Here is a 24,801-nt window from a genome sequence, read left to right on the forward strand (position 1 = left end):
CGTGAAGTAGGAAAGAATCGTAGCGGTTGCGGCGCAGCCGGTGACCAGGCCCTAGTGGTCGACGTACCGGCCGGTCACGCTCTCGGGGAACTCGTGCAGCCGCTGCGGAGTCGTGGCCGCCACGATCCGGCCGCCCTGGTCGCCGCCGCCGGGCCCGAGATCGATCACGTGGTCGGCGTTTGCGATCAGGTCGGTGTCGTGCTCGATCACGATCACCGTCGCGCCCGCGGCGATCAGCCGGTCGAGCACGGTGAGCAGGACGCGGATGTCGGCCGGGTGCAGGCCGACGCTCGGCTCGTCGAAGACGAACAGCGTGCCCCGCTGCGGTTTCTCCAGGTCGGCGACGAGCTTGAGGCGCTGGGCCTCACCGCCGGACAGCGCCGGGGTCGCCTCGCCGAGGATCAGGTACCCGAGGCCGACCTCGTCGAGCGTCCGCAGCCGGGCCTGCAGCTTGCGGAGCTTCGGGAAGTGCTGCCGGGCCTCGGCGACGGTCAGCGCGAGGGTCTGGGCGATGGTCATCCCGTCGAGGGTGACCTGGTCGGCTTCCGCGCTGTAGCGGGTGCCGCCGCAGAGCGGACAGGGGATCTCGACGTCGGGGAGGAACTGCACGTCGAGCGAGATCTGCCCGGTGCCCTCGCACTGTGGGCAGCGCAGACTGCCGGTGTTGTAGGAGAAGTCGGCCGCGGCGTACTCGGTGGTCTCCCGGGCGAAGGCCCGGCGGAGGTCGTCCAGGAGGTTGCTGTACGTCGCGACGGTCGATCGCACGTTGCGGCCGATCGGGGTCGCGTCGACCACCACCACCCGCTCGATCTCGTCCGCTTTCAGCTGCCGGACATGGGTGGGCAGCGGGCGGTCGTCGTGCCGCGCGCCGATCGCGGCAGCGAGGCTTTCCAGTACGAGCGTCGTCTTGCCCGAACCGGACACCCCGGTCACCGCCGTCAGCCGCTGCAGCGGGAAGTCGACGTCCAACGGGTGCAGGGTGAAGCGCGGTCCGGTCTCCAGGTGGATCCGGCCGTGCTCGAAGACGTCGTCCACCCGCGGGCGGACGACCGCCGGCTCGCGTCCGCTCAGGAACCCGCCGATCAGCGAGCCGCCGGCCGCTTCCAGTTCCGGGACCTTGCCGGTGGCAACTACTTGCCCACCTTGGGAGCCCGCGCCCGGACCGATCTCGATCAGCCAGTCCGCGTGCCGCAGCACCCGCACGTCGTGATCGACCAGCACCACCGAGTTCCCGGTCTCGATCAGCCGGCGCGCGACCTGCATCAGCGCGTCGATGTTGCTCGGGTGCAACCCGATCGACGGCTCGTCGAGCACGTACAGCAGCCCGGTCGCGCTGCTCCGCAGCGTCCGGCTCAGCTGCACCCGCTGCAGCTCGCCTGTTGACAGCGTCCGCGACGCGCGCCCCAGCGACAGATACCCGAGCCCCAGCCCGAGCAGGTGATCGGCGTTCGCCGTGAAGGCTTCGACGATCTGCTCGGCCATCCGCCGCAGCTCTGGGGTGAGTGCCGCGGGCAGCGCGCGGACGAACTCGGTGGTCCGGTCCAGCGGCCAGGTCGAGATCACGTCCAGCGTCACCCCGTTCAACGGCACCGACCGCGCCCGCTCGTTCAGCCGCGATCCGCCACACGTCGGGCACTCGGCGACGTGCACGAACCGGTCCAGCCGCGTCACCGCCGTCTCGCTCTGCGCGTTGCCGAGGGCGTCCTCGATCACCCGGTTCGCGTTCCGGTACGTCGCGTTCAGCTCGAACGCGTTGCCCTTCTTGCTCGCCACCACCACGACCCGCGAGGTCTCCTCGCCGTGCAGCACGGTCTCGCGCTCGGCCGGCGTCAGGTCCCGGAACGGCACATCGGTCCGTACGCCGAGCTGCGCGACCACCTGCGGCAGCAGCCCGGCGCCGAACGATCCCCAGGCCGCGACCGCACCCTGCGCGATCGACAGCGACTCGTCCGGTACGAGCGAACGCTGGTCGATCTGCCGCGTCTCGCCGGTCCCCGAGCAGGTCGGGCAGGCGCCGTCGGAGTTGAACGCGAACTCCTCCGCGCCGGGTGCCGCGAACCGCTCCCCGTCGACCGGGCAGGTCGCGAACCCGGTCGACGCGATCTCGATGGTCGGCGGCACCGGGTGCCCGCTCGGGCAGCGGTGGACACCGAGCCGCGAGTACATCAGCCGGAGCGCGTTGAGCAGCTCGGTCGCCGTACCGAACGTGCTCCGCACCCCCGGTACGCCGGGCCGCTGATGCAGCGCGATCGCCGCCGGGACACCGTCGACCGCGTCGACGTCGGCGCGCGCGGCCTGGGACAGGCGGCGCCGGGTGTAGGTGGAGAGCGCCTCGAGGTAGCGGCGCGAGCCTTCGGCGTACAGGACGCCGAGCGCGAGCGAGGACTTCCCGGATCCGGAGACGCCGGTCAGCCCGACGAGCTGCCGAAGGGGAACGTCGACATCGACGTCCTTGAGGTTGTGCACCCGCGCGCCACGTACCGAGACCTGCTCGCCCCATCGCATGAGTTCATCGTAAGGAGCCTTGGGCAACGATGGCCCGCGCCGCCTCGGCCGGTCCGTCGGCTGCGGCGTACAGCTTCTGGATGCGTTCGGCGGCGGCGAGGTGGTTGGCGTTCCCGAGCATGGCGGTGGCTGTGGCGGTCAGTTGCCGCAGGTCCGGGGGAGCGATATGGCGGGCCGCGCCGAGGCGCTCGATCAGGTGGATGTTCAGGTCCTGCTCGAGATGCAGCGGGATGCCCAGCAACGGGCAGCCGGAAGCCATCGCGGTCTGCGTGCTGCCCTGCCCGGCGGTCGTCACCGCCAGATCGACGCGGGGCATCACGAGATGGCTCGGCAGCGTGCCCCCGACGCAGACCTGCGGCGACTGCAGGTCGTGGAGGTCGTGGACGGTCCCGGCGACGAGGATGCGCGCGTCGAGCGCCTGCAGAGCGGTGACCACTTCGCGGACCATCGCCGCGGGCGTCGAGGTCATCGCCACGTAGACCGCCGGCCCCTCACCGCCCAGGAACTTCTCCACGTGCGCAGGGATCGGCAGGTCGAGGTGCGCGTACAGCGGCCCGACCGAGGTGAGCCGCGCACCCGACCGGTACCCACGACCGGGCCGCCAGGCTTCGAGGTCGGCGTTCGGGATCCCGAGCACCTCGGGGATCTCCGGCACCAGCGACAGGTCGCCGAGCAGCAGCGCCGGCAGGCTCGGGACCTGCTCGACACCCAGCTCGGTCGCGATCCGGTTGAACCCCGCCGTGTACGCCGGGAGCCGATGGAGCGTCTTGTTGAGGACGTACCGGCGCAACCACCCCGGCAGCCGGCTGAGTCGTCGATCGATCGGTGTACTCGGGTTCGGCAGCATCCGCCGCTCGAAGACCGGCGGGACGAAGCTGCCGGCGTGCTCAGTGATCACCTGGACGCCGGCCAGCCGCGACGACAGCAGCGTCGTCAACGTGAAGCCGGTGACGGCGACGGTGATCCCGTGCGCCCGGAAGTACTCGGCCTCGGCCTGCACGTACCCGCGCAGCTCCGGGTCGTCGTACATGCTCTGGCTCGGATCGCCGAGCCCGATCGCCGACGCCACGAACGCGGCCGACCGCGCCGGTGACAGACCAGGGCCGAGTACGTCGTACTGGACGCCGGCCTCGACCAGCCGCCGCTCGTGCGGCCCGCCGTGGGTGGCGACCCGGACCGGGACGCCGAGCGCGGTCAGCGCGCGGTGCAGCTCCAGCATCCGCGAGGTCTCGGACAGGTAGGCGCAGTGCGGCAGCAGGCAGATCATGGTGGCCTCCTCGGACTAATTAGGTAATATATTGCCTATGTCAGCTTCGAAGGACAAGACCCTGGACCTGCTGGGGATCGGGCCGGACTCGCCGCTCGATCCGTCGGTGCGGGCGTTCCGGACCACGCTCGCCCTGGCCCAGAAGCTGCGGTACCTGATGGACCAGCGGCTCCGCGAGGACGGTCTGACCACTCAGCAGGCCGCGCTGATCACGGTGGTCAAGGCGGCCGGTACGCCGTCGATGGCCGAGGCGGCGGCCGCGCTCGGCAGCACGCACCAGAACGTCGCGCAGATCGTCGCCGTCCTGGTGCGCAAGGAACTGCTCGAGGTGGTGCCGGACCCGGCCGACAAGCGGCGAAAGTTGCTGGCAGCAACAGAAGCCGGCGCGGCCTACTGGCGCGGCCGCGACGAGGGGGACTTCGCCGCGGTCGCCGAGTGGTTCGGCGACCTCAGCCCGGAAGAGCTGGAGACCTTCTGTGGGCTGGCCGACCGCGTCCTCGGGCGCCTGACCTAGCGCCGGCCGGGGGATGTCATCGCCTGCTGGTGGGCGGTGATCCGGGTCGGGCTCAGTTCCTTGTCGTAGACGGCGACCTTGCCGACGGCGCCCTGGAACCAGGAGCCGAAGTCGCGGGTGCCGACGCGGAGCGGGGCGGAGCCGTCGGACGGGACGATGATCTGGCCGGAGATGCTCAGGTCGTCGGTGTCGCGCAGGACGCCGTCGCGGTAGATCTTGGTGTAGCCGTTGGGGTAGGTGGTGCTCTTCGCGTTCGCGTTGATCACCAGGACGTAGTGGATCCAGCCGCCGGCGACGACCGGGTCCTGGAAGTACGAGCCGGCGCCGAGTCCTCCGGTGGAGTTGAACAGGTAGCCGGAGATCCGATTCGGGCGGTTCTCGGTGTTGACCTGGGAGTACATCCGGGCGACGTACTCGTGCTGGTTGGTCTCGCCCTTGCCCATCCAGTGCACGTACCCGCTGCTCTGGGCGTGCGGGAACTGCAGGGTGTCCGGCCGCATCCAGGCCTCCAGCGTGAGGACGCCGGTGGTCGCCGGACTCAGTACGGCGTGGTCGGCGACCTGGAAGTACCCGGTGGCGCCGTCGAACGCGGTCGCGCGGTCGCCGTTCGGGAGGGTGGTGGCGGTGCGGGAGCCCGCGTAGGTGCCGGTCAGAGCGGACCCTCCGACGAGGGACGCCTCGCTGCCGGAGGTCGCGCGGTCGAGTCGCCAGTAGGCGACCGGCCGGTCCTGCCGGACCACGGCATCGTAGTTGCCGCAGGCAACGGCCTCGGCGGGCAGGACCGTGGCCGATGCGGCCGCGGCGAGGGTGAGGGCGAGGAAACGGCGGCGGCTGGGTGAACTGGACATGGCGGAGTCCTTTCAGGCCGTACGGGGTGGTGCGGTGGACAGCCGGCGGACGACGGTGGCCTTGACGCCGACGGCACCGTCGGAGTCGGAACCGTCGAGCAGCCGGGCAACGGCGAGCTGACCGACGCGGTCGCTCTGGCCGGTCACGGTCGTCAGACCGGGGTGCACGAGTTCGGACAGGATGTCGTCGTGGCCGGTGACGCTGACATCGTCGGGCACCGACTTGCCGAGGCGCCGCAGCCCCTCGACCAGCCCGGCGGCCAGGACGTCGTCGAACGCCATCACGGCGGTGACACCGTGCTTCAGCACGGCCGCGGCCGCGGCGACGCCGTCGGCGTGGAAGCCCTCGGTCGGGTCGAGCCGGACCAGTTCGACGTCGAGAGCCTTGGCCCGGTCGGTCACCGTCCGCGCGCGCTGCTTGTTCGACCAGGAGGCGGCCGGGCCGGGCAGGTACGCGATCCGGCGGTGCCCCTGCTCGACCAGGTCGTCGAACAGTTCGCGCAGCGCGGCGCGCGAGTCGGTGTAGATGCTCGGGATGCCCTCGACCACCCGGTTCACCAGGACCAGCGGCACGAGCTGACTGATCTCGCGGATGTGCGAGGTGCTCATCCGCGGCGCGCAGAGCACCACACCGCGGCTCTGCTGGGCGAACTGCTCGCAGACCTCGCGCTCGATGTCGGCGCTGTCGTCGGTGTCGGCGACGAAGATGCCGGTCGACTGCAGCCGGGAGACCCGCTGCGCGGCCTTCAGCAGCGTGGTCATGTACGGGTTGGAGATGTCCGGGACGACCAGGCCGATGTTCGGCGAGGTGCCGGTGATCAGCGAGCGGGCCATCACGTTCGGGGAGAACCGCAGCCGGCTCGCCACCTCGCGGACCCGGCGCGAGGTCTCCGGGGAGATCCGGCCCGGGCTGGAGAAGACCCGGGAGACGGTGGAGATCGACACCCCGGCCGCCTCGGCGACGTCCTTGAGAGTTGCCGGCCGTGTTCGCGCGCTCATCTGGCCTCCCGGTCCGTACGACGGCCCGGGGCCAGCGCGGGATGGGACAGACCGTCGTACCCCCGAAGGCCGATCGAGCCGGCCGGACCGGCCCAGGGCACGCCCAGTTCGCCGAAGAGGCTACCAGTGCCGACGACCCGGTCGATCAGCCCGGACAGGCCGGGCACGGTTCGCCGGGTCTCGTCCCCGGCCGGTACGACGTGCTGCCGGCCGGCGATGCTCGTCGGCGCGCCGACGGCCTGGACCGCGGCGTTGACGACGGTGACGAAGGGCCGGACGGCGTCGAAGCTGATCAGCGGATCGGGCGCGCCGTCGAGGTCGCGGAGCGCGGCGAGCAGCGGCGCGACCGGTGCCGGGAGCGCCGGCAGCTCGGACCGGACACCATCGGTGACCACGAACCCGGCGGCGTCGCGGTGCCGGACGGTCACCGCGCCGCGCGAACCGTGCACGGTGATCGACGGCTCGCCGACGACGTCCGCGACGGTGGTCCCCACGGCGAGCACCGGTGGACCGGAGACCGAACGGACCCGGATCGCCGCGGTGTCGTCGCCGCTGATCTCGTGCACCGAGTAGAACTCGGCCTCCACGCTGTCCGGTTGCCAGGCCGGCTCGATGCGGCGGGCGAGTGTGAGCGCGGTGTGCACGATGTGGGCGAGCGGATTGAAGAGCGGCCCGTCCAGGACCGCTTGGCCGTCGGCGAACCAGGAGCCCGCCCAGGCGTTGCGGGCGTAGTACGAGTCTGGGCGGGCCAGGCAGCCGTGGGCGGTGATGCGGGTGACCTCGCCGATACGGTCGTCGGCGAGGACCGCTTCGAGCGCTTCGATCGAGGCCCGCGCGAGCTGGAAGCCGACCTCGGCCCGGCGTACGGGCTTGAGCGCGTCGAGCTGTTGCAGCAGTGGGACCGGTGGCTTCTCCAGGTAGAGGGCGATCCCGGCGTCCAGGACTGTGCGGGCGAGCGGGTAGTGCGTGTGCGGCGGGGTCGCGACGACGGCGAGATCGATCGCTGTCCGGTCGAGAGCTTCCTCGATCGAGCGGGCCCAGATCGGGTCGGCCGCTGCCGCCAACTGCCGGGTCTCGGCGGTGAGGTTCACGTCGACCAGAGCGGCCAGCCGGATGACGCCGTCGGCGTGCCAGGTGAGCAACTGGTCGAGGTGGGTACGGCCGTAGCCCGCCGTACCGGCGAGCAGGACGGTGGGTCTCATCCCTTCAGCGCTCCCTCGGCCAGGCCCTTGAAGACCTGCTTCTGCAGCAGGAAGTAGACGAGCAGCGGCGGGATCATCACCACGATCGCGGCGGCGGAGATCACCCGCTGGTCGGCGGAGAAGGTTCCGGACAGGTACTGGACGCCGACGTTCACCGGGTACTTCGACGGGTCGCTGAGGATCACCAGCGGCCAGATGAAGTGGTCCCAGGAGTCGAGGAAGCCGAGGACGGCGACCACGGCCAGCGACCCGCGAACCGACGGCAGCATCACGTGCCAGAACACCTGGAACGGTCCGGCGCCGTCGATCGCGGCCGCCTCGGCCAGCTCGTCGGGGATCCGCAGGAAGGCCTGCCGCATCACGAAGATCGCGACGATCGAGACGGCCTGCGGCAGGACGACGCCGAGCAGCGTGTCGTTCAGCCCGAGGTCGCGGGTGACCAGCATCGTCGACACCAGGATCACCTCGAACGGCAGCACGGCCGTTGCCAGCAGCAACATCGTGTAGAGGCTCCGGCCGCGGAACGCGATCCGCGCCAGCGCGTACCCGGTCAGGGTCGCGAGTACCAGGTTGGTGGTCATGCCCATCGCCGAGATCGCGACCGAGTTGAGCACGTAGCGGACCAGCGGGATCTCGGTGAACGCGGTCGCGAAGTTGTCCAGCGTCGGGTGCTGCGGCAGCAGCGTGCCGGGGAAGCCGACGGCCGACTCGCCCGCGCTCTTCAGCGCCGTACCGACCTGCCAGAGCAGCGGGCCGAGCACGGTCGCGACGGCGAGGAGCATCAGCGGCCAGCGGATCAGCTTTTCGCGGGTACCGATCTGAGCGCTCATCGGGTCCTCCGGGAGACGAGCCAGCTGAGACCGGACACGACCAGCACGAAGACGAACAGCACCAGGCTGATCGCGGACGCGTAGCCGGCGTCGGTCCCGGGCGAGATGCCCTTCTGGAACAGGTAGACGACGATCGTCTGGGTGGAGTCGCCGGGCCCGCCGCCGGTGATCACGAACGGCTCGGTGAACACCCGCAGCGTCGCGATCGCGGCCAGGATCGCGATCATCACCGTGGTACCGCGGATCTGCGGCAGCGTGACGCTGAGCGTCCGGCGCAACCAGCCCGCGCCGTCCAGCCGGCCGGCCTCGTCGAGCTCGGGGGAGACGTTCTGCAACGCCGCCAGCGTGATCAGGGTGTAGAGCGCACAGCCCTTCCAGATCGTCACCAGCGTCAAGCTGAACAGCGCCAGGTCGGGATCGGTCAGGAACGGGACCGGCTCGCTGACCAGCTGCAGACCCTGCAGGACGGTGTTGACCAGGCCGTCGGAGTTGAGCAGGTACTGGAAGACGACCGCGATGACGGCCAGCGGCAGCACCATCGGCGAGAACAGCAGCGGCCGGACCAACGCGGCGCCGCGCAGCCTGGTGTTGACCAGGACGGCCAGGCAAGTCGACATGATCACCAGCGCGGGCACGGAGACCGCCATGTAGAGGAAGGTGCGGCCGACGGCGTTCCAGAACGTGGTGTCCGCGAGCAGTTCGGTGAAGTTGGCCAGGCCGGTGAACCGGCCGCCGCCGAGCGTGCTGGCATCGGTGAAGGCCAGGACGAACGTGTTCGCCAGCGGCAGGAACAGGAAGGTGATCTGCAGCGCGAGCGCCGGGCCGATGAACAGCAGCGGTACGTACCAGCGGTGCCGGCGCGCCGCGGGGGCGGCGACGCGCCGGACCCGCACCCGGCGGCCGGTGGCGATGGTGGTCACTTCTGCCGCTCTTGGAGGATCTTGGTCAGCTTGGCCTCGGCATCACCGAGCGCCTGGGCCGGGGCGACGTCGCCGAGGATCGCGGGCTGGACCGCCGACCACAGCGTCGCGCCGTACTCCGCGTCCGCGGCGGGCGGTTTGACCGTGGTCCGGCCGTCGCGCAGGCCGGTGGCCGCGATCCGGCGGGCCGCCGCGGTCAGGTCGCCGTCGCCGACGGCGAAGAACGGGTCGTTCAGCGACGCCGTCGTACTGGGGAAGACGCTCGATACCTTGGCCAGGGCCAGCTGGTTCTCGGCCGAGGTGAGGAACTTCGCGAACGCGACGGCGGTCGGCAGGTTGCCGGACTTGGTGGGGACGGCCAGGCCGTGCGCGACCACCCAGGTCCGCTTGGCCGCGTCGCCGAGCGGCTTGCCGACCGCGACGCTGCCGAACACGGCCGGCGAGTTCTCCTTGATGATCTTGAGCCGCGAACCGCCCGACTCCAGGTACGCCGTCTTGCCCTCGGAGAAGGTCTCGATCTCGCTGCGCTCCTTGGCGCTGACGCTGTCCTTGGGGATGCCGCCGGAGCGGTAGAGCTCGGCGAGCTTCGTGACGAAGGCGACCGCTTCCGGAGTGTTGACGACGGCCTTGGTGGCGGTCTCGTCGACGAGCGGGACCCCGACGGTGAGCAGCGAGTTCGCGAAACCGGTCTCGGTCGGCTGGAAGCCCGCGACGCCGGTCGCCTTGGCGATCTGGGCAGAGCGGGTGAGCAGTTCGTCGTACCCGGTGGGGTCGGGGCTGGAGCCGAGGCCGGCCTTGCCGAGGACCGCCTTGTTCGAGATCAGGACCGGGGTGTTCAGGTACCACGGCAGGGCGGCGGCGCCGGTGCCGCCGAAGGCGAACGACTGCCAGGCGGTCGCGACGTAGCTGTCCTTGACGTCACCGGCGGCCGTGGCCATGTCGACGGTCAGGCCCTTGCGGCCCAGCGGGGCCAGCGTCCCGGTGTCGAGATCCATCACGTCCGGCAGCGTCCCGGCGATCGCGTCCGCGCTGACCTTGCGGGCGGCGGCGTTGCTCGGGATGTCGGTCCACTTCACCGTCGTCCCGGGGTACTTGGCCTCGAAGGCGTCGATGGTGGCGTTCAGGTAGTCGTCGAAGGTCGGCGACAGCTGCATGGTCTGGAAGGTGATCGTCCCCTCGACCTTGCCGCCGGTGTCGACCGGCGCGGTCGCCGGGGCGCCGCCGAGCCCGCAGCCGGTCAGCAGCAGGGCCGTGCCGGCGGCGACGGCGGTCATCCGAGGGTGTCGTGTCAGCGCTCGCATGAGAGTTCCTCCGGATCTGTGCAAACCTTTGACAAACGGTAGGGGAACCGTAGGCTGGTACTGCCTTGTGGTCAACAGCTTCTGCTGTTCCACTCAGGATTGGTTCCAGAATCTGTGCAAACCTTTGACAAGGACGTGAGGCATGGCCGGAACGCTGAGCGATCGCGGTGAGCGGTGGATCGACGACCTGCTGGGCCGGTTGACCCCGGCACAGAAGCTGGCCCAGCTGGTGCTGGTCGTGCCCGGGGTGGCCGACGGCCGCCCGGACGCCGCGACGCGGGCGGCGCTCGAGCTGGGGATCGGGGCGCTGCACAGCGTCCCGGCGATGCCGGTCTCGGCCGCCGCGCGGTACCACGACGAGGTCAGGCAGATCTGCGCCGCGGCCGGTCTGCCGTCGGCGCTGCTCGCCGGCAACCTGGAGAGTGGCCTGGCCTACGCGCTCGGCAGCGGCGGGACCGATTTCCCGTACCCGCGGGGGATCGGGCTCACCGGTGACGCGGAGCTGGCCTACCGGGTCGCCGCGGCCGGAGCGCTGGAGGCGCGGGCCGCCGGATTCCACTGGACCTTCAGCCCTTGCGTAGACGTGATCACCGTGCCCGACGACCCGATCCTCGGCATCCGGGCGTACGGCGTACCGGCGGAGCAGACCGCGGCGCTCGGTGCCGCGCAGATCCGGGGCTACCAGGACCACGGGATGCTCGCGACGGCCAAGCACTTCCCCGGGCACGGCGACAGCAGCGTCGACAGCCACCTGGATCTGCCGCGGGTCGCGCGGACCGTCGAGCAGCACGAGGAGATCCACCTGGCGCCGTTCCGCGCGGCCGTCGAGGCCGGGGTGGCGTCGATCATGGTCGCGCACCTGGAGCTCCCGGCGCTCGGGATCGACGTCCCGGCGACGTTCTCGCGGACGGTCAACCGGGTGTGGTTGCGGGAGGAACTGGGGTTCGAGGGAGTGATCATCACCGACTCGCTCGGAATGGCCGCGGTCTCTGGCCAGTACGACGCCGCCGAGGGCGCGGTGCTGGCGCTGCGGGCCGGAGCCGACGTGGCGAACGCGAAATGCGCGGCCGCCGAGGCGCCGCGGATCGTCGCCCACCTGCTCGCGGCGCTGGCCGAGGGCCGGCTCGACGAGGAGCAGATCGACGCGAGCGTGCGGCGGTTGCTGCGGGCGCGGGTCGCGATCGGCCTCGATCAGCCGCAGCCACTGGATTTCGACCGGGCGGCGGCGCTCGACGAGGGGCTTGTCTGGGAGGACCCGAGCAGGTCGGCAACAGTGTCGTTGTTCACGCGAGAGCCAGTGGTTGTCGGACCGAAGCAAGTTGTGGTGGGGGACTCCGCTCTGGCCCGCAGGTTCAGCGAGGTCGGTGTGCGGCGTGGGCTGCCGTTGACCCTCGAGCCCGAAGCGTTGGTGCCGGGTGCGTTGGCGAAGGTCGGCGCGCGGAACCCCGGGGCGTTGCTGATTCCGGTGGTCGACCCCGGTCCGGTGCCGCTCGCCCGGCAGCTCGAGGTGGTGCGTGACGCCGTGGGGGACCCGCACGCAGTCGTGGTGATCAACTCCGGTGAGCCCGCGCAGGCCTTCGGGGAGTGTGCCGGGCGCGTGCTGACGGCGGCAGCCGTGGACGCGTTCGGGATCGTGACCGACGCCGCGATCGACGCGGCGTTCGACGTACTGACGGACGAGGAGTGAGCCGATGACGGTCGGGACCGACCATCCCCCCACGACGAGCACCTACCCGACGCGGGCCGCGCTCGGGCTGGCGTCGGCCGGGGAAGCCGCGACGGTGTTGCGGCGGGCGATCGCGGAACGCGGACAGGCCCGGTTGATGCTGGCCGCGGCGCCCAGCCAGGCCGCGACGCTGACCGCGCTGGCGCGGGAGCCGGGGATCGACTGGGGCCGCGTGGTCTGCTTCCACATGGACGAGTACGTCGGCCTGGCGCCGGACGCGCCGCAGGGCTTCGCGAACTGGCTGCGCACGACCTTCCTCGATCAGGTGCCTCAGGCAACGTTCTGGCCGATCGAGCCGGCCGCCGACCCGGAGACGGTGGCGAAACGGTACGAGCAGCTGATGGGGGACGCGCCGTTCGACCTGGTGCTGCTCGGCCTCGGCGTGAACGGGCACCTCGCCTTCAACGACCCGCCGGCCGACTTCGGCGACCCGCGGGCCGCGAAGGTGGTCGCGCTGGACGCGACGAGCCGCCGGCAGCAGGTCGACGAGGCGCATTTCGCCACGCTGGACGACGTACCGACGCACGCGGTGACGGTGACGATCCCGCGGCTGCTGAACGCGCGCGAGGTGATCGCCTCGGTCCCCGGCGCACCGAAGCGGCAGGCCGTGCACGACACGTTGACGCGGCCGATCGGCCCGGACTTCCCGGGCACCGCGCTGCGCACGCATCCGCGGGTCCGGCTCTTCCTCGACGTCGAGTCGGCGCCCGATGCCGGGCGCTGAGCCGCAGGTTCTCACCGGCGCGCGGCTGGTGCTGCCCGACGAGGTCGTCGACGGGTTCTCGGTGGTCGTCCGCGACGGCGTGATCGCGGCCGTCGTACCGGATGCGGAGGCTCCGGCGTCCACCGTCCGGTACGACGGGTGCACGATCGTGCCGGGCTTGGTGGACCTGCACGTGCACGGCGGTGGCGGTCGGTCGTTCGACGAGCCCGATCCGCAGGCGCATCGCGAGGTGGTGGCCTTCCATGCGCGGCACGGCGTCACGACCCTGCAGGCGTCGCTGGTCTCGGCCGCGCCGGACGAGTTGGAGCAACGCCTCGACGCGCTGGCCGGGTCCGTGGGCCGCGACGGGTTGCACGGCGTCCACCTGGAGGGTCCGTATCTCGCCGCCGACCAGTGCGGCGCGCACGACCCGTCCGTCCTGCGGGCACCGTCACCCGGCGAGGCCGACCGGCTGCTCGCGCGCGGTGGCCTGGTGACGATGGTGACCGTCGCCCCCGAGTTGGACGGTGCCGCCGAGTTCGTACGCCGTCTCGCCGGCGCGGGTGTCGTGATGGCCGCCGGGCACAGCTCGGCCCGCGCGGCGGACTTCGGCGCGGCGGTCGCCGGCGGGCTGAGTCACCTCACCCATCTCTGGAGCTGCCAGTCCACGACCGTGCGCGAGGGACCGTACCGGGTCCCCGGCCTGCTGGAGGAGTCGCTCGCCTCCGACGGCCTGACCGCGGAGATCATCGCCGACGGGCACCACCTGCCGCCGGTGCTGATCGAGATCGCCCGCCGCTGCCTGCCCGGGCGGCTGGTCGCGGTCTCCGACGCCACCCCGGGCGCCGGGATGCCGAACGGGTACCGCTACCGGCTCGGTGTCGTCGAGTGCGAGGTGGTCGACGGCGTCGGCAAGATCGTCGGCCAGGACGCCTTCGGCGGCAGCGTCACGCCGTTGAGCCGGATGCTCGTCCACCTGCACCGCGGGCTCGGCTGGCCGCTGCCCGAGGCTGTCGCCGCCACCAGCACCCGGCCCGCGCAGGTGCTCGGCCTCGACCGCAAGGGCCGGCTCGCGCCCGGCCACGACGCCGATCTGGCGGTGCTCGGCGAGGACCTGTCGGTCGTCGCGACGATGTCCGGCGGCCGGTGGATCCACCGCTCGCCGTCCGTGTCCAGTGAGGAGACCTGATGAAGACGCTCACCGACCTGTACGACGCCCTGTCCGCTCCGGCCACCGAAGTCGTGGAGAGCCTGGCCCGGCTCGACGGCGACCTGATGTTGCTCGGCGTCGGCGGCAAGCTCGGCCCCGAGCTCGCGCTGATGGCCCGCCGGGCGCTGGACAAGGCCGGCAAGGACAACCGCGTGATCGGCGTGGCCCGCAACCTCGACGACGAGACCGCCGCCCGGCTGCGGGACGGCGGGGTCGAGCTGGCCAAGGCCGACCTGATGGACGGCGACCAGCTCGCGGGGCTTCCGTCCGCGCCGAACGTGATCTACCTGGCCGGGCGCAAGTTCGGAACCAGTGGCGGCGAGCACCAGACCTGGGCGCTCAACTCGTACCTGCCCGGCCTGGTCGCCCAGCGCTTCCGGGACGCCCGGATCGTTGCCTTCAGCACCGGAAACGTCTACCCACTGCTCCCGGTGACGTCCGGCGGCGCCGACGAGACCGTCGCGCCGGACCCGGTCGGCGAGTACGCGCAGTCCTGCCTGGGTCGCGAGCGGCTGTTCGAGCACTGGTCACGCACCAACGGCACGCCGGTGGCGATCGCGCGGCTGAACTACGCGGTCGAGCTGCGGTACGGCGTACTGCTGGAGCTGGCGCGGACGGTGGCGCGTGGCGAGCCGGTGGACCTGCGGATGGGCAACGTCAACGTGATCTGGCAGGGCGACGTGAACGCGTGGACGCTGCGGATGCTGGAGCACTGTTCGGCGCCGCCGTTCGTGCTGAACCTGGCCGGGCCCGAGACCGCCTCGGTGCGGTGGATCGCGGAACGCTTCGGCGAGCTGCTCGGCGTACCGGCTCGGTTCGCCGGGGCGGAGGAGCCGACGGCGCTGCTGTCGAACGCGGCGAAGGCGCACCGGCTGTTCGGGTACCCGCAGGTCGCGCTCGGCACGCTGCTGGAGTGGACGGCCGACTGGGTGCGTTCCGACGGCGCGACGCACGGCAAGGCGACGCACTTCCAGCAGCGCGACGGGCGGTTCTGACATGTTGCCTGAAGCAACTGCTGCCGCGCTCCGCGAGGGCGTCCTGATCCCGGCCCACCCGCTGGCGCTGACGCCGGACCTGCAGCTCGACGTACGCCGGCAGCGGGCGCTCAGCCGCTACTACCTCGACGCCGGTGCCGGCGGTCTCGCCGTCGGTGTGCACACCACCCAGTTCGGAATCCGCGACGCGGGCCTGCTCGAACCTGTACTGCGGCTGGCGATCGAGACGGTCCGCGAGGCGCCGCGGGACCGTCCGATCGTGATGGTGGCCGGTGTCGCCGGTCCGGTCGAGCAGGCCGTCGCCGAGGCGAAGCTCGCGGCCGAGCTCGGGTACGACCTGGCGATGGTGATCCTGCGCGGCCTCGGCGACGCGTCCGAGGACGAGCTGATCGAGCACATCGGGGCCGTCGGTGAGGTGCTGCCGGTGTTCGGGTTCTACCTGCAGCAGGCCGTCGGCGGTCCGGCGCTGCCGTACAGCTTCTGGGCCCGGCTGGCCGAGCTGCCCAGCCTGGCGGCGATCAAGATCGCGCCGTTCGACCGGTACCGGACGATCGACGTGGTCCGCGCGGTCTGTACGTCGAGCCGCGCCGCCGAGATCGCGCTCTACACCGGCAACGACGACAACATCGTGGCGGACCTGTTGACGACGTACCGGTTCACGGTCGACGGGAAGCAGGTCTCGCAGCGGATCGTCGGCGGTCTGCTCGGCCAGAACGCCGTCTGGACGCGGGCCGCGGTCGAGCTGTTCGAACGGGTCCGCCGGGAGCCGGTGTCGGAGGAGTTGCTGACGCTGGGGGCGCAGCTCACCGACGCCAACGCTGCCGTCTTCGACGTGGCCGGGAACTTCGCGGGCTGCGTGGCCGGCATTCACGAGGTGCTGCGCCGGCAGGGGCTGCTGGACGGGATCCACCTGCTCGACCCGGACGAGCGGCTGTCCCCGGGGCAGGCCGAGGAGCTGGACCGGGTCGTCGCGGCGTACCCGCACCTGACCGACGACGCGTTCGTGGCCGAGAACCTGAATCGATGGTTTGAGCACGGAGAGTGATCAGTGCGTGACCGCAAGATTGCAGTCACAAATAGTTTGCACGGACTGCAAGTTCGAGTCACCATAGATCTCGTGATGCAGACCGAAGACGTCGTGGCCGGTGGCCGGCGCGAGCGCAAGAAGCGGGAGACGCGGCTCGCCCTGGCTGCCGCCGCCCTGCGGCTGGCCATCGAGAAGGGGCCGGACAACGTCACGGTCGAGGAGATCAGCGAGGCCGCCGACGTCTCGGTGCGGACCTTCTTCAACTACTTCCCGCACAAGGAGCACGCCATCCTCGGGCGCGACCCCGAGGACCTCGAGCGCTCGCTGACCCGGCTGCGCGAGGCGCCGGCCGAGCAGTCGCCGCTGACCATGCTGCGGGTGCTGGTCAGCCAGGCTCTGGCCGACTTCGAGGACAAGGCCGGCGACGCCAAGCAGCGCTTCGAGCTGATCGGGCGGTCGCCGGCGCTGCTGGCCCAGTTCGTGCTGCTCGGGGCCGAGGACGAGCGGGCGTTGTCCGCCGCGCTTGCCGAGCGGATGGGTGAGCCGGCGACATCGCTGCGTCCCGCGCTGCTGGTCGGCGCCGTCACCACCGCCGTCCGGGTCGCGGCGGAGAAGCAGAAGCTCGCGGGCGGGCACGAGGTGCCCGGCCTGACCGTGCTGGTGGACGAGGCGTTCGCGCTGCTCGCCGACGGTCTGGATCCCGCGTACGACAGAACCATTCTCACCAGAGATCAGGAAGGTCAGTCATGACAACGACCTCATCGCCCACGCCGTCCGACGCGGCGGGCGAGGTCACCCCGCCGGAAGCGGCCGCCGCCGAGGTGGCCGCGCTCACTCCTCGCCAGACCGTCCAGGCCATCTCCGGCCTGATGATGGGCATGTTCGTGGCGATCCTGGCCGGCACGGTGGTGTCGACCGCGCTGCCGCGGATCATCCACGACCTCGGCGCGAGCCAGTCGTCGTACACCTGGGTGGTCACCCTGGAGCTGCTGACGATGACGGCCACCGTGCCGCTGTGGGGCAAGCTCGCCGACCTCTACAACAACAAGCTGCTGGTCCAGCTCTCGCTGGGCTTCTTCGTGATCGGCTCGCTGGTGGCCGGTTTCGCGCCGAACATCGAGGTCCTGCTCGGCAGCCGGGTCCTGCAGGGCCTGGGCGCCGGCGGCCTGACCGCGCTGGTGCAGATCGTGATGGCCGCGATCATCCCGCCGCGCGAGCTCGGCCGGTACTCCGGCATCTTCGGCGCGATCTTCGCCTCGGCGACCGTCGGCGGTCCGCTGCTCGGCGGCTTCCTGGTCGACTCGCCGCTGGGCTGGCGGGCCTGCTTCCTGGTCGGCGTGCCGTTCGTGCTGGCCGCGATCGTGCTGCTGCAGCGCACGCTGAAGCTCCCGACCGTACGCCGGGACGTGAAGATCGACTGGTGGGGTGCGTTCCTGATCACCGCCGGGGTCAGCACGCTGCTGGTCTGGTCGTCGTTCGCGGGCAACAAGTTCGAGTGGGCCTCGGGCTGGAGCTTCCTGCTCGTCGGTGCCGCCCTGGCCGCGCTGGTCGCCGCCGTGATGGTCGAGCGCAAGCACCCCGAGCCGATCATCCCGATGGACCTGTTCCGCAACCGCACGGTGACGCTGTCGATCGTCGCCAGCGCGCTGGTCGGTGTCGCGATGTTCGGTGGCTCGGTGTTCCTGGCGCAGTACTTCCAGATCGCCCAGGGGTACACGCCGACCAAGGCCGGGCTGATGAGCCTGCCGATGATCCTCGGCATGATGGTCGCCTCGACGATCGCCGGTGGGCTGATCACGAAGTACGGCAAGTGGAAGATCTACCTTGTCGTCGGCAGCGTGCTGCTGCCGATCGGGCTCGCGCTGTTCGGCACCATCGACGCGCACACCTCGAAGTACCTGCTGTGGGCGTTCATGATCGTGCTGGGCGTCGGCATCGGCCTGGTGATGCAGAACCTGGTGCTCGCCGCGCAGAACGACGTCCCGGCGCGTGAGCTGGGCGCGGCGACCTCGGCGGTCAGCTTCTTCCGCAGCATGGGCGGCACGATCGGGGTCAGCGTGCTCGGCGCGATCCTGGCCAACAAGGTCACCGAGACGCTGAACCCGGGCGGTGCCTCGTCCGGCGGTGGCGGCGCGGTCCCGAACATCCAGGAGCTGCCGGAGCAGGCGCGCGCCGTGGTGGAGAACGCGTACGGCGCGGCGACCGCGGACCTGTTCATGATGTCGGTCCCGTTCGCGGTGCTGGCGCTGGTCGCGGTGCTGTTCATCAAGGAGAAGCCGCTGATGACCACCAGCGGCGCCGAGCGCCGGGCCGAGGAAGAGGCCCGCGAGAAGGTCGTCCAGGACGACGTCTGATCCCTGGGCCGGGCTGACTACCCTGTCGGCATGATCGTTGCCTTCAGTATCAGCCCGGCGGCCGGGGACGAGACCGGTGGTGTCAGCGAGGCGGTCGCCGAGGCGATCCGGGTCGTGCGCGCCTCCGGCCTGCCGAACGAGACCAACGCGATGTTCACCAACCTCGAGGGTGAGTGGGACGAGGTGATGGCGGTGGTCAAGCAGGCCGTCGACGCCGTCGCCGCGGTGTCGCCGCGGGTCAGCCTGGTGCTCAAGGCCGACATTCGGCCGGGGTACACCGGCCAGCTGACCGCGAAGGTCGAGCGGCTGGAGCAAGCCCTCGGCGACTAGTGGTTGTTGAGCGTCGCGAACGTCTCGGCGTACCGGTTCTCCAGCTCGGAGTTGCGCAGGAAGCCGACGCCGAACAGGACCTCGTGCGCGTCGGGCTGGTCGGCGAAGGCCTGCATGGTCCCGTCGACGTACTCCTCCAGCGGCATCCAGCTCGGGTCCGGTGCCTTCCCCTCGAACAGGTACGTCTGGACCGCCGGCGGAACGAGCTCCATCACCTGGACGTTCGTCCCGCGCAGCTGCGCGCGCAGCGCCTCGGAGTAGCTGTGCACCGCGGCCTTGGTCGCGTTGTACGTCGGCGTCACCACCAGCGGCGTGAACGCCAGCCCGGACGACACCGTGACGATCGTCGCCTCCGGCTTGTCCAGCAGGAACGGCAGGAACTTCGTGATCGACCGGATGGTTCCGAGCAGGTTGATCTCGATCGCCTCCTCGGCCGTCTCCAGGTGTGCCGGGTCGAGCAGGTCCTCGCCGCGCATCACGCCGGCCATCGTGATCAGCACGTTGGTCTCGGGGTAGCGCGTCGTCACACTCTCGTACGCCGCCGCGATCGACGCCGGGTCGGCGACGTCCAGCTCGACGGTGCCGAAACCCTCGTCGGCGGCCAGCTGGTCGAGCAGGTCCTTGCGCCGGCCGCTGATCACCACGGTGTTGCCCAGGTCGCGGAACCGGCGGGCCAGCCCGAGCCCGATGCCCGAGGTGCCGCCGGTGAGGAAGATCGTGTTGCCAGTCGTTTTCATGGCCCCAGCGTCGGCCGGTCCGGGGACCCTAACCAGCCCCGGCTGAGCCTATGCTCGGCAGGCAGTGGTTAGCGCTGGCTCGGCCTGAGAACCTGGAAGCATGGAGTACGGCGAACTGTCCGACTTCCTGCGCAAGCGCCGGGAAGCCCTGCAACCCGAGGACGTCGGGATGCCGCGCGGCCGGCGCCGCCGGACCCCGGGCCTGCGCCGCGAGGAGGTCGCCTCGCTGGCGTCGATGTCGACCGACTACTACAGCCGCCTCGAAGGGGGCCGTGGGCCCCAACCGTCGGTGGACATGCTCGGCGCGATCGCCCGCGCGCTGCGGCTGACGCTGGAGGAGCGCGACCACGTGTTCGTGCTCGCCGGGCACGGTACGCCGCCGCGCACGACGCGGGCCTGCCACGTCGACCCGGGCATGCTGCGGATCATGGACCGGCTGCAGGACACCCCCGCGCTGCTGCTCAACCGCTGCGGCGAGACGCTCGCGCAGACCCCGGCGCACGTCGCGTTCGCCGGTGAGCAGACCAACCGGACGGGGATGGACCGCAGCGAGATCTACCGCTGGTTCGCCGATCCGGACAGCCGCACGCTGTACCGGGAGCCGGACCGCTCGAACCACGGCCGGATGCTGGTCTCGATGCTGCGCGGGGTGTTCACCGCGGACGGGCCGTCGTCGTACGCCGCGACGATCGTCGCCGCGCTGCACAAGCTGAGCCCTGAGTTCACCGAGCTGTGGGAGCGGCACGAGGTCGGGGTGACGCACAGCCGGACGAAGTTCTTCGACCACCCGGTGGTCGGCGAGCTGGAGCTGTACTGCGAGGTGATCGACAACCGGGACCAGCAGCAGACGCTGGTGGTGTTCACCGCGAAGCCCGGCAGCGAGAGCGCGGAGCGGCTGCAGCTGCTCAGCGTGCTTAACGAAGGAAACTTCTGGAAAGGGCTTGCAGAGGCTAAAGCTGAAAGTTAGTTTAAGCCCTGAAATTTCACGGAAAGGACCGCCCCCATGCCTTTCGTCCGACGCTCTTTCCTGCCCAAAATGCTGGCCGTGATGCTCGGGTTCCTGCTGCTGGCCGCGGTGCCCGCCGCCCAGGCCCGGACCCAGCAGGAGCAGAAGGTTCAAGCGACCTTCAACGTGCTGGCCTTCTACAACGGCAACTACGACGCCGCGCACATCGACTTCGTCAAGGAGGCGAACCAGCGGTTCCCGCAGTTCGCCGCCCAGAACGGGTTCACCTACACCGCGACCACCGACTGGAACCGGCTGAACAACATCACCGCGTCCCAGTACCAGGTGGTGATGTTCCTCGACGGCGCGCCGACCGGGTCTTCGCAGCGGGCCGGTTTCCAGCGCTACATGGAGAACGGCGGTGGCTGGTTCGGCTTTCACGTCACGGCGTACAACGACGCCCAGACGCCGCCCAGCTGGCCGTGGTTCTTCCAGACCTTCCTCGGCACCGGCCGGTTCCAGACCAACACCTGGGGCCCGACCGCGGTGAACCTGCGCACCGAGAACCGCTCGCACCCGGCCCTGGTGAACACGGGCGCGACGTTCCGGTCCTCGGTCAGTGAGTGGTACGGCTGGCAGAACGACCTGCGCAACAACCCGAACATCCAGATCCTGGCCGCGATCGACCCGGGCAGCTACCCGGTCGGCACCGACCCGAACCAGACCTGGTACGCCGGCTACCACCCGATCGTCTGGTCGAACAAGAACTTCAAGATGGTCTACGCCAACTTCGGCCACAACGCGATGAACTACGAGACCAACACCCGGCTGTCGTCGACCTTCGACAGCGCGGCCCAGAACACCTTCGTGATGGACTCGCTGAAGTGGATGGGCGGTGGCGGCACCCCGCCGGTCGACCCGCCGACCGGGCAGCCGGAGCCGAACACCTTCTACACCGCGACCAACAAGGCGACCGGCAAGTGCGTCGACGCCCGCGCCGCCGGTACGACGAACGGCACGGTCGTGCAGCAGTACGCCTGCAACTCCACCACCGCGCAGCAGTGGCAGTTCCAGCCGACCTCGGGCGGTTTCGTCCGGGCCAACAACCGCAACGACGCCACCAAGGTCATCGACATCACCGGTGTCTCCGCGGCCGACAACGCCGGCCTGCAGCTGTGGACCTACAGCAACGGCAACAACCAGCAGTGGCAGGCCGTTGCCGAGGGCGACGGATACTTCCACTTCGTCAGCCGGCACAGCAGCAAGTGCCTGACCGTCCCCGGCGGCTCCACCGCCGACCAGGTCCAGCTGGTTCAGCTGACCTGCAACGGGTCCGCGACCCAGTCGTTCAAGCTGGCCTAGGCGGCGGCCCGGTCGGGGAACGACTCGTTCCCCGACCGGACCCCGCGGCGGCTGAGGTAGTAGGCGAACAGGGCGGTCGGGAAGAACATCACGATGCCGTAGACGGCGACCGGGATGGACATCTCGCTGCTGCCGAGCAGCGACGGGCTGAGGGCGATCGTCAGGGCCAGCGTCGCGTTGTGGATGCCGATCTCCATCGAGCAGGCGATCGACTGGCGCTCGGCCAGGCCGGTCAGCTTCGGTACGGCGTACCCGATGGCCAGGCTGAGCACGTTCAGGGTGAGCGCGATCAGGCCGACCTCGACCAGGTAGTCGAGGATGTTGGCGCGCTCGGTGAAGATCGCCGCGAAGATGACCAGGGCCAGCACCAGGATCGAGCCGAGCTTGACCGGGCGGGCCATCCGGTCGGCGAACGCCGCGCGTTGCGCGCGGACCAGCATGCCGAGCGCGACCGGGACCAGCACGATCGCGAACACCTGCAGCATCTTGGCCGGTTGCAGGCCGATCTGGCCGTCGCCGAGGAAGTGGTTCAGCGACAGGTTGACCACGATCGGCAGGGTGATCACCGCGAGCACCGAGTTCACCGCGGTCAGCGTCACGTTCAGGGCGACGTCGCCGCCGGCCAGGTGGCTGAACAGGTTGGCCGTCGTGCCGCCGGGGGAGGCGACCAGCAGCATCATGCCGACCGCCAGCGCGGGGGCCAGGCCGAAGACCTTGACCAGGCCGAAGCAGATCACCGGGAGCAGCACCACCTGGGTGCCCAGGGCAACCAGTACGGCGCGCGGCATCCGGAGTACCCGGGTGAAGTCGCGGACCGTCAGGGTCAGGCCGAGGCCGAACATGATCACGGCGAGCGCGATCGGCAGCAGCACCGAGGTGAGCACGGAGTCGTTCACGTCAGCCTCCTTCTGGCGGGTGCTCAGAGTGACAGTGCGCCCGGGTGTCGGCAAGGGGTCGTGCTCGCCGCGACGGTGTATTAGCTTTGCCGGTCATGAAGACCCTGCGCATCGCCGCCGCACTCGCGGCCGGAGTCCTGCTCGCCGCCACGCAGCTGACCCCCGCGCACGCCACCGGGCGGCCGTCGTACCAGTGGGAACTGACGCCGACCGGCAGCGAGTCGCAGTTCCGCGGCCTGGCCGCGGTGAACAAGGACGTCGCGTGGGTGGCGGGCAGTGCGGGTCAGGTGCTGCTGACCACCAACGGCGGGAAGAAGTGGCAGAACGTGAGCCCGGCCGGCGCCGAGGCCCTGCTGTTCCGCGACGTCGAGGCGTTCGACGCGCGGCGGGCCGTCGTCCTGGCGATCGGGCCGGGTGAGGACTCGCGGGTCTACCGGACCAGCGACGGCGGCAAGAGCTGGACCGAGACCTTCCGGAACACCGAGCCGACCGCGTTCTACGACTGCTTCGACTTCAACGACTCCAGGCACGGGCTGGCGCTGAGCGACCCGGTCGACGGCAAGTTCCGGATCGCCGGTACGTCGGACGGTGGCAAGTCGTGGAAGGTGCAGTCCTCGGCCGGGATGCCGGCCGCGCTGCCTGGTGAGTTCGCCTTCGCCGCGTCCGGGACGTGCCTGGTCGCCGGGACCGGCCGGACCGCGTGGTTCGCGACCGGCGGCGGCGACCGGCCGCGGGTCTTCCGGACCGTCGACGGTGGCCGGCACTGGAAGGTCACCGACTCGCCGATGGCCAGCGGCGCCGCGGCCGGCATCTTCACGCTCGCCTTCCGCGGTCCCCTGTACGGCGTGGCGCTGGGCGGCGACTTCGAGAAGCCGACCGAGGCGGTTCGCGCCGCGTCGGTGACGTACGACGGGGGCCGCAGCTGGCGGCTGATCCCGGCCGCGCAGGCGCCGAAGGGCTACCGCAGCGGCTCGGCGTTCGTCCCGGGCACGCTCGCGACCGTCGTCGCGGTCGGTCCGTCGGGCAGCGACGTCTCGCTCGACGGCGGCCACCACTGGAAGCAGTTCTCCGACGCGAACCTGGACAGCGTCGAGTGCGGCGGCCACGGCCGGCAGGCCGGCTGCTGGGGGTCGGGCGCGAAGGGTGTCGTGGGGCGGCTGACGCTGAGCCGGTGAACCGGTGTTCAACTCGCCGACACTCGGACGTCGTACCGGGGTCGCACCGGCTCGGGAAGGATTGAGGTCATGCGAATCCTCCCCAAGAGTCTGCTCGCTGCTGTCGCGGGGCTGCTGATGGTGCTGCCGACTGCCGCCGCGGCGAGCCCCCGGCACGACGACCGGACGCTGAAGGTGATCACCTACAACATCCACCACGCGGCCGGTGTGGACGGCGTGCTCGACCTCGAGCGGGTCGCGAAGGTGGTCGAGTCCTCGGGCGCGACCGTGGTCGGGCTGCAGGAGGTCGACAACCACTGGGACGTCCGCAGCAACTGGGTCGACCAGGCGGCCTGGCTGGCCAAGCGGCTGAAGATGCACTACCGCTTCGCGCCGAACCTCGACCTGCCGCCGGTCAACCCCGGTGAGCCGCGCCGGCAGTACGGGACCGCGGTGCTGTCCCGCTACCCGATCAAGGACTTCAAGAACACGCTGCTGCCGAAGTACCCGACCGGTGAGCAGCGCGGTCTCGCGGTCGCGACGCTGAAGGTGCGCGGCCAGGAGCTGCGGTTCGCCAACACGCACCTGACCAGCAACAACAACGACGAGCGGCTGGAGCAGGCCAAGAAGGTCGTCGAGCTGCTCGGCACGTCGAAGAAGCCGACGCTGCTGGTCGGCGACCTGAACGCCGTCGACACCTCGCCGGAGATCAAGACGCTGACCGCCGTACTCCGCGACACCTGGCCGCAGGTCGGCAAGGGACCGGGCTACACGATCGAGGCCGGCAACCCGACCAAGCGGATCGACTTCCTGCTGCACAACGCCGGTCTCCGGCCGACCGCGGCGACCGTCCCGGTGACGCTTGCCTCCGACCACCTTCCGGTCGTTGCCTCGTTCACCCTTCGCTGATCCACCCGGTTTCCGGCGCCCTCCGCGGTTGCGGAGGGCGCCTTTATTTGTCCCGGAAGGAATTAC

Annotated in this window: 23 protein-coding genes; 13 read left to right on the forward strand and 10 right to left on the reverse strand. The window is 70.6% G+C overall.

Going from position 1 to position 24,801, the window contains the following annotated elements; genetic code table 11:
- Positions 1–51: 51 nt before the first annotated feature.
- On the reverse strand, positions 52–2,505 hold the full coding sequence (locus tag AB0M01_RS20965) for an excinuclease ABC subunit UvrA (protein WP_363671858.1): 2,454 nt from the start codon (positions 2,503–2,505) through the stop codon (positions 52–54).
- A 4-nt stretch (positions 2,506–2,509) separates the two neighbouring features.
- The gene (locus AB0M01_RS20970) at positions 2,510–3,772 is read right to left on the reverse strand and encodes a nucleotide disphospho-sugar-binding domain-containing protein (RefSeq protein WP_363671860.1); all 1,263 of its coding nucleotides are present in this window, start codon (positions 3,770–3,772) and stop codon (positions 2,510–2,512) included.
- A gap of 37 nt (positions 3,773–3,809) precedes the next feature.
- On the opposite strand from AB0M01_RS20970, the gene AB0M01_RS20975 reads away from it, so the two are divergent.
- A complete protein-coding gene (locus AB0M01_RS20975; protein ID WP_363671862.1) occupies positions 3,810–4,286 on the forward strand; it encodes a MarR family transcriptional regulator in 477 nt (158 codons plus the stop codon).
- On the opposite strand, the gene AB0M01_RS20980 is transcribed toward AB0M01_RS20975, so the two are convergent.
- The 6 genes from AB0M01_RS20980 to AB0M01_RS21005 are packed head-to-tail and all read right to left on the reverse strand — an operon-like array spanning position 4,283 to position 10,359.
- Positions 4,283–5,134, reverse strand: a complete 852-nt coding sequence (locus AB0M01_RS20980; RefSeq protein ID WP_363671864.1) for a LamG-like jellyroll fold domain-containing protein — start codon at positions 5,132–5,134, stop codon at positions 4,283–4,285. The two genes, AB0M01_RS20975 and AB0M01_RS20980, sit on opposite strands and share 4 nt — an antisense overlap.
- Positions 5,135–5,146: 12 nt before the next feature.
- Positions 5,147–6,133: a LacI family DNA-binding transcriptional regulator gene (locus AB0M01_RS20985; protein WP_363671866.1), complete on the reverse strand. Its 987-nt coding sequence runs from the start codon at positions 6,131–6,133 to the stop codon at positions 5,147–5,149.
- Positions 6,130–7,335 (reverse strand): Gfo/Idh/MocA family oxidoreductase, encoded by a 1,206-nt coding sequence (locus AB0M01_RS20990; protein ID WP_363671868.1) that lies wholly within the window; start codon positions 7,333–7,335, stop codon positions 6,130–6,132. The genes AB0M01_RS20985 and AB0M01_RS20990 overlap by 4 nt, the downstream gene beginning before the upstream one ends.
- Positions 7,332–8,165 (reverse strand): carbohydrate ABC transporter permease, encoded by an 834-nt coding sequence (locus tag AB0M01_RS20995; RefSeq protein ID WP_363671870.1) that lies wholly within the window; start codon positions 8,163–8,165, stop codon positions 7,332–7,334. The genes AB0M01_RS20990 and AB0M01_RS20995 overlap by 4 nt, the downstream gene beginning before the upstream one ends.
- Positions 8,162–9,085 (reverse strand): sugar ABC transporter permease, encoded by a 924-nt coding sequence (locus AB0M01_RS21000; RefSeq protein ID WP_363671872.1) that lies wholly within the window; start codon positions 9,083–9,085, stop codon positions 8,162–8,164. The genes AB0M01_RS20995 and AB0M01_RS21000 overlap by 4 nt, the downstream gene beginning before the upstream one ends.
- A complete protein-coding gene (locus AB0M01_RS21005) occupies positions 9,082–10,359 on the reverse strand; it encodes an extracellular solute-binding protein (RefSeq protein WP_363671874.1) in 1,278 nt (425 codons plus the stop codon). The genes AB0M01_RS21000 and AB0M01_RS21005 overlap by 4 nt, the downstream gene beginning before the upstream one ends.
- A gap of 169 nt (positions 10,360–10,528) precedes the next feature.
- Between AB0M01_RS21005 and AB0M01_RS21010 the strand changes: the two genes are divergently transcribed.
- The 8 genes from AB0M01_RS21010 (at position 10,529) to AB0M01_RS21045 (ending at position 18,731) form a co-directional block, all read left to right on the forward strand.
- Positions 10,529–12,073: a glycoside hydrolase family 3 N-terminal domain-containing protein gene (locus tag AB0M01_RS21010; RefSeq protein ID WP_363671876.1), complete on the forward strand. Its 1,545-nt coding sequence runs from the start codon at positions 10,529–10,531 to the stop codon at positions 12,071–12,073.
- A gap of 4 nt (positions 12,074–12,077) precedes the next feature.
- Complete coding sequence (locus AB0M01_RS21015) at positions 12,078–12,836, forward strand: 6-phosphogluconolactonase (protein WP_363671878.1); 759 nt, start codon at positions 12,078–12,080, stop codon at positions 12,834–12,836.
- Complete coding sequence (locus tag AB0M01_RS21020; protein WP_363671880.1) at positions 12,823–14,004, forward strand: amidohydrolase family protein; 1,182 nt, start codon at positions 12,823–12,825, stop codon at positions 14,002–14,004. The genes AB0M01_RS21015 and AB0M01_RS21020 overlap by 14 nt, the downstream gene beginning before the upstream one ends.
- Entirely contained in the window at positions 14,004–15,020 is a 1,017-nt protein-coding gene (locus AB0M01_RS21025; RefSeq protein ID WP_363671882.1) for an NAD-dependent epimerase/dehydratase family protein, read from the forward strand. Before AB0M01_RS21020 ends, AB0M01_RS21025 begins: the two co-directional genes overlap by 1 nt.
- A 1-nt stretch (position 15,021) precedes the next feature.
- Positions 15,022–16,065: a dihydrodipicolinate synthase family protein gene (locus AB0M01_RS21030; RefSeq protein ID WP_363671884.1), complete on the forward strand. Its 1,044-nt coding sequence runs from the start codon at positions 15,022–15,024 to the stop codon at positions 16,063–16,065.
- A gap of 75 nt (positions 16,066–16,140) precedes the next feature.
- Positions 16,141–16,797 (forward strand): TetR family transcriptional regulator, encoded by a 657-nt coding sequence (locus AB0M01_RS21035; protein ID WP_363672534.1) that lies wholly within the window; start codon positions 16,141–16,143, stop codon positions 16,795–16,797.
- A complete protein-coding gene (locus AB0M01_RS21040) occupies positions 16,794–18,401 on the forward strand; it encodes an MDR family MFS transporter (protein WP_363671886.1) in 1,608 nt (535 codons plus the stop codon). Before AB0M01_RS21035 ends, AB0M01_RS21040 begins: the two co-directional genes overlap by 4 nt.
- A 30-nt stretch (positions 18,402–18,431) precedes the next feature.
- Complete coding sequence (locus tag AB0M01_RS21045) at positions 18,432–18,731, forward strand: thiamine-binding protein (RefSeq protein ID WP_344182297.1); 300 nt, start codon at positions 18,432–18,434, stop codon at positions 18,729–18,731.
- On the opposite strand, the gene AB0M01_RS21050 is transcribed toward AB0M01_RS21045, so the two are convergent.
- Positions 18,728–19,468 carry an SDR family NAD(P)-dependent oxidoreductase gene (locus AB0M01_RS21050; RefSeq protein ID WP_363671889.1) on the reverse strand — a complete coding sequence of 247 codons (741 nt, stop codon included), beginning with the start codon at positions 19,466–19,468 and terminating at the stop codon, positions 18,728–18,730. The two genes, AB0M01_RS21045 and AB0M01_RS21050, sit on opposite strands and share 4 nt — an antisense overlap.
- A 100-nt stretch (positions 19,469–19,568) precedes the next feature.
- Here AB0M01_RS21050 and AB0M01_RS21055 point away from each other — a divergent pair, with 100 nt between their 5' ends.
- Positions 19,569–20,435, forward strand: a complete 867-nt coding sequence (locus AB0M01_RS21055; protein WP_363671891.1) for a helix-turn-helix transcriptional regulator — start codon at positions 19,569–19,571, stop codon at positions 20,433–20,435.
- 36 nt (positions 20,436–20,471) lie between these two features.
- The gene (locus tag AB0M01_RS21060) at positions 20,472–21,776 is read left to right on the forward strand and encodes an RICIN domain-containing protein (protein WP_363671893.1); all 1,305 of its coding nucleotides are present in this window, start codon (positions 20,472–20,474) and stop codon (positions 21,774–21,776) included.
- Here AB0M01_RS21060 and AB0M01_RS21065 read toward each other — a convergent pair.
- Complete coding sequence (locus AB0M01_RS21065; RefSeq protein ID WP_363671895.1) at positions 21,773–22,672, reverse strand: bile acid:sodium symporter family protein; 900 nt, start codon at positions 22,670–22,672, stop codon at positions 21,773–21,775. The genes AB0M01_RS21060 and AB0M01_RS21065 overlap by 4 nt on opposite strands.
- A gap of 95 nt (positions 22,673–22,767) precedes the next feature.
- Between AB0M01_RS21065 and AB0M01_RS21070 the strand changes: the two genes are divergently transcribed.
- Positions 22,768–23,847, forward strand: coding sequence for an oxidoreductase (locus AB0M01_RS21070; RefSeq protein WP_363671897.1), 1,080 nt, complete (start codon positions 22,768–22,770; stop codon positions 23,845–23,847).
- A gap of 69 nt (positions 23,848–23,916) precedes the next feature.
- Positions 23,917–24,735 carry an endonuclease/exonuclease/phosphatase family protein gene (locus tag AB0M01_RS21075; RefSeq protein WP_363671899.1) on the forward strand — a complete coding sequence of 273 codons (819 nt, stop codon included), beginning with the start codon at positions 23,917–23,919 and terminating at the stop codon, positions 24,733–24,735.
- Positions 24,736–24,801 lie beyond the last annotated feature (66 nt).

The sequence above is a fragment of the Kribbella sp. NPDC051770 genome, assembly GCF_040681455.1.
Lineage (GTDB): Bacteria > Actinomycetota > Actinomycetes > Propionibacteriales > Kribbellaceae > Kribbella.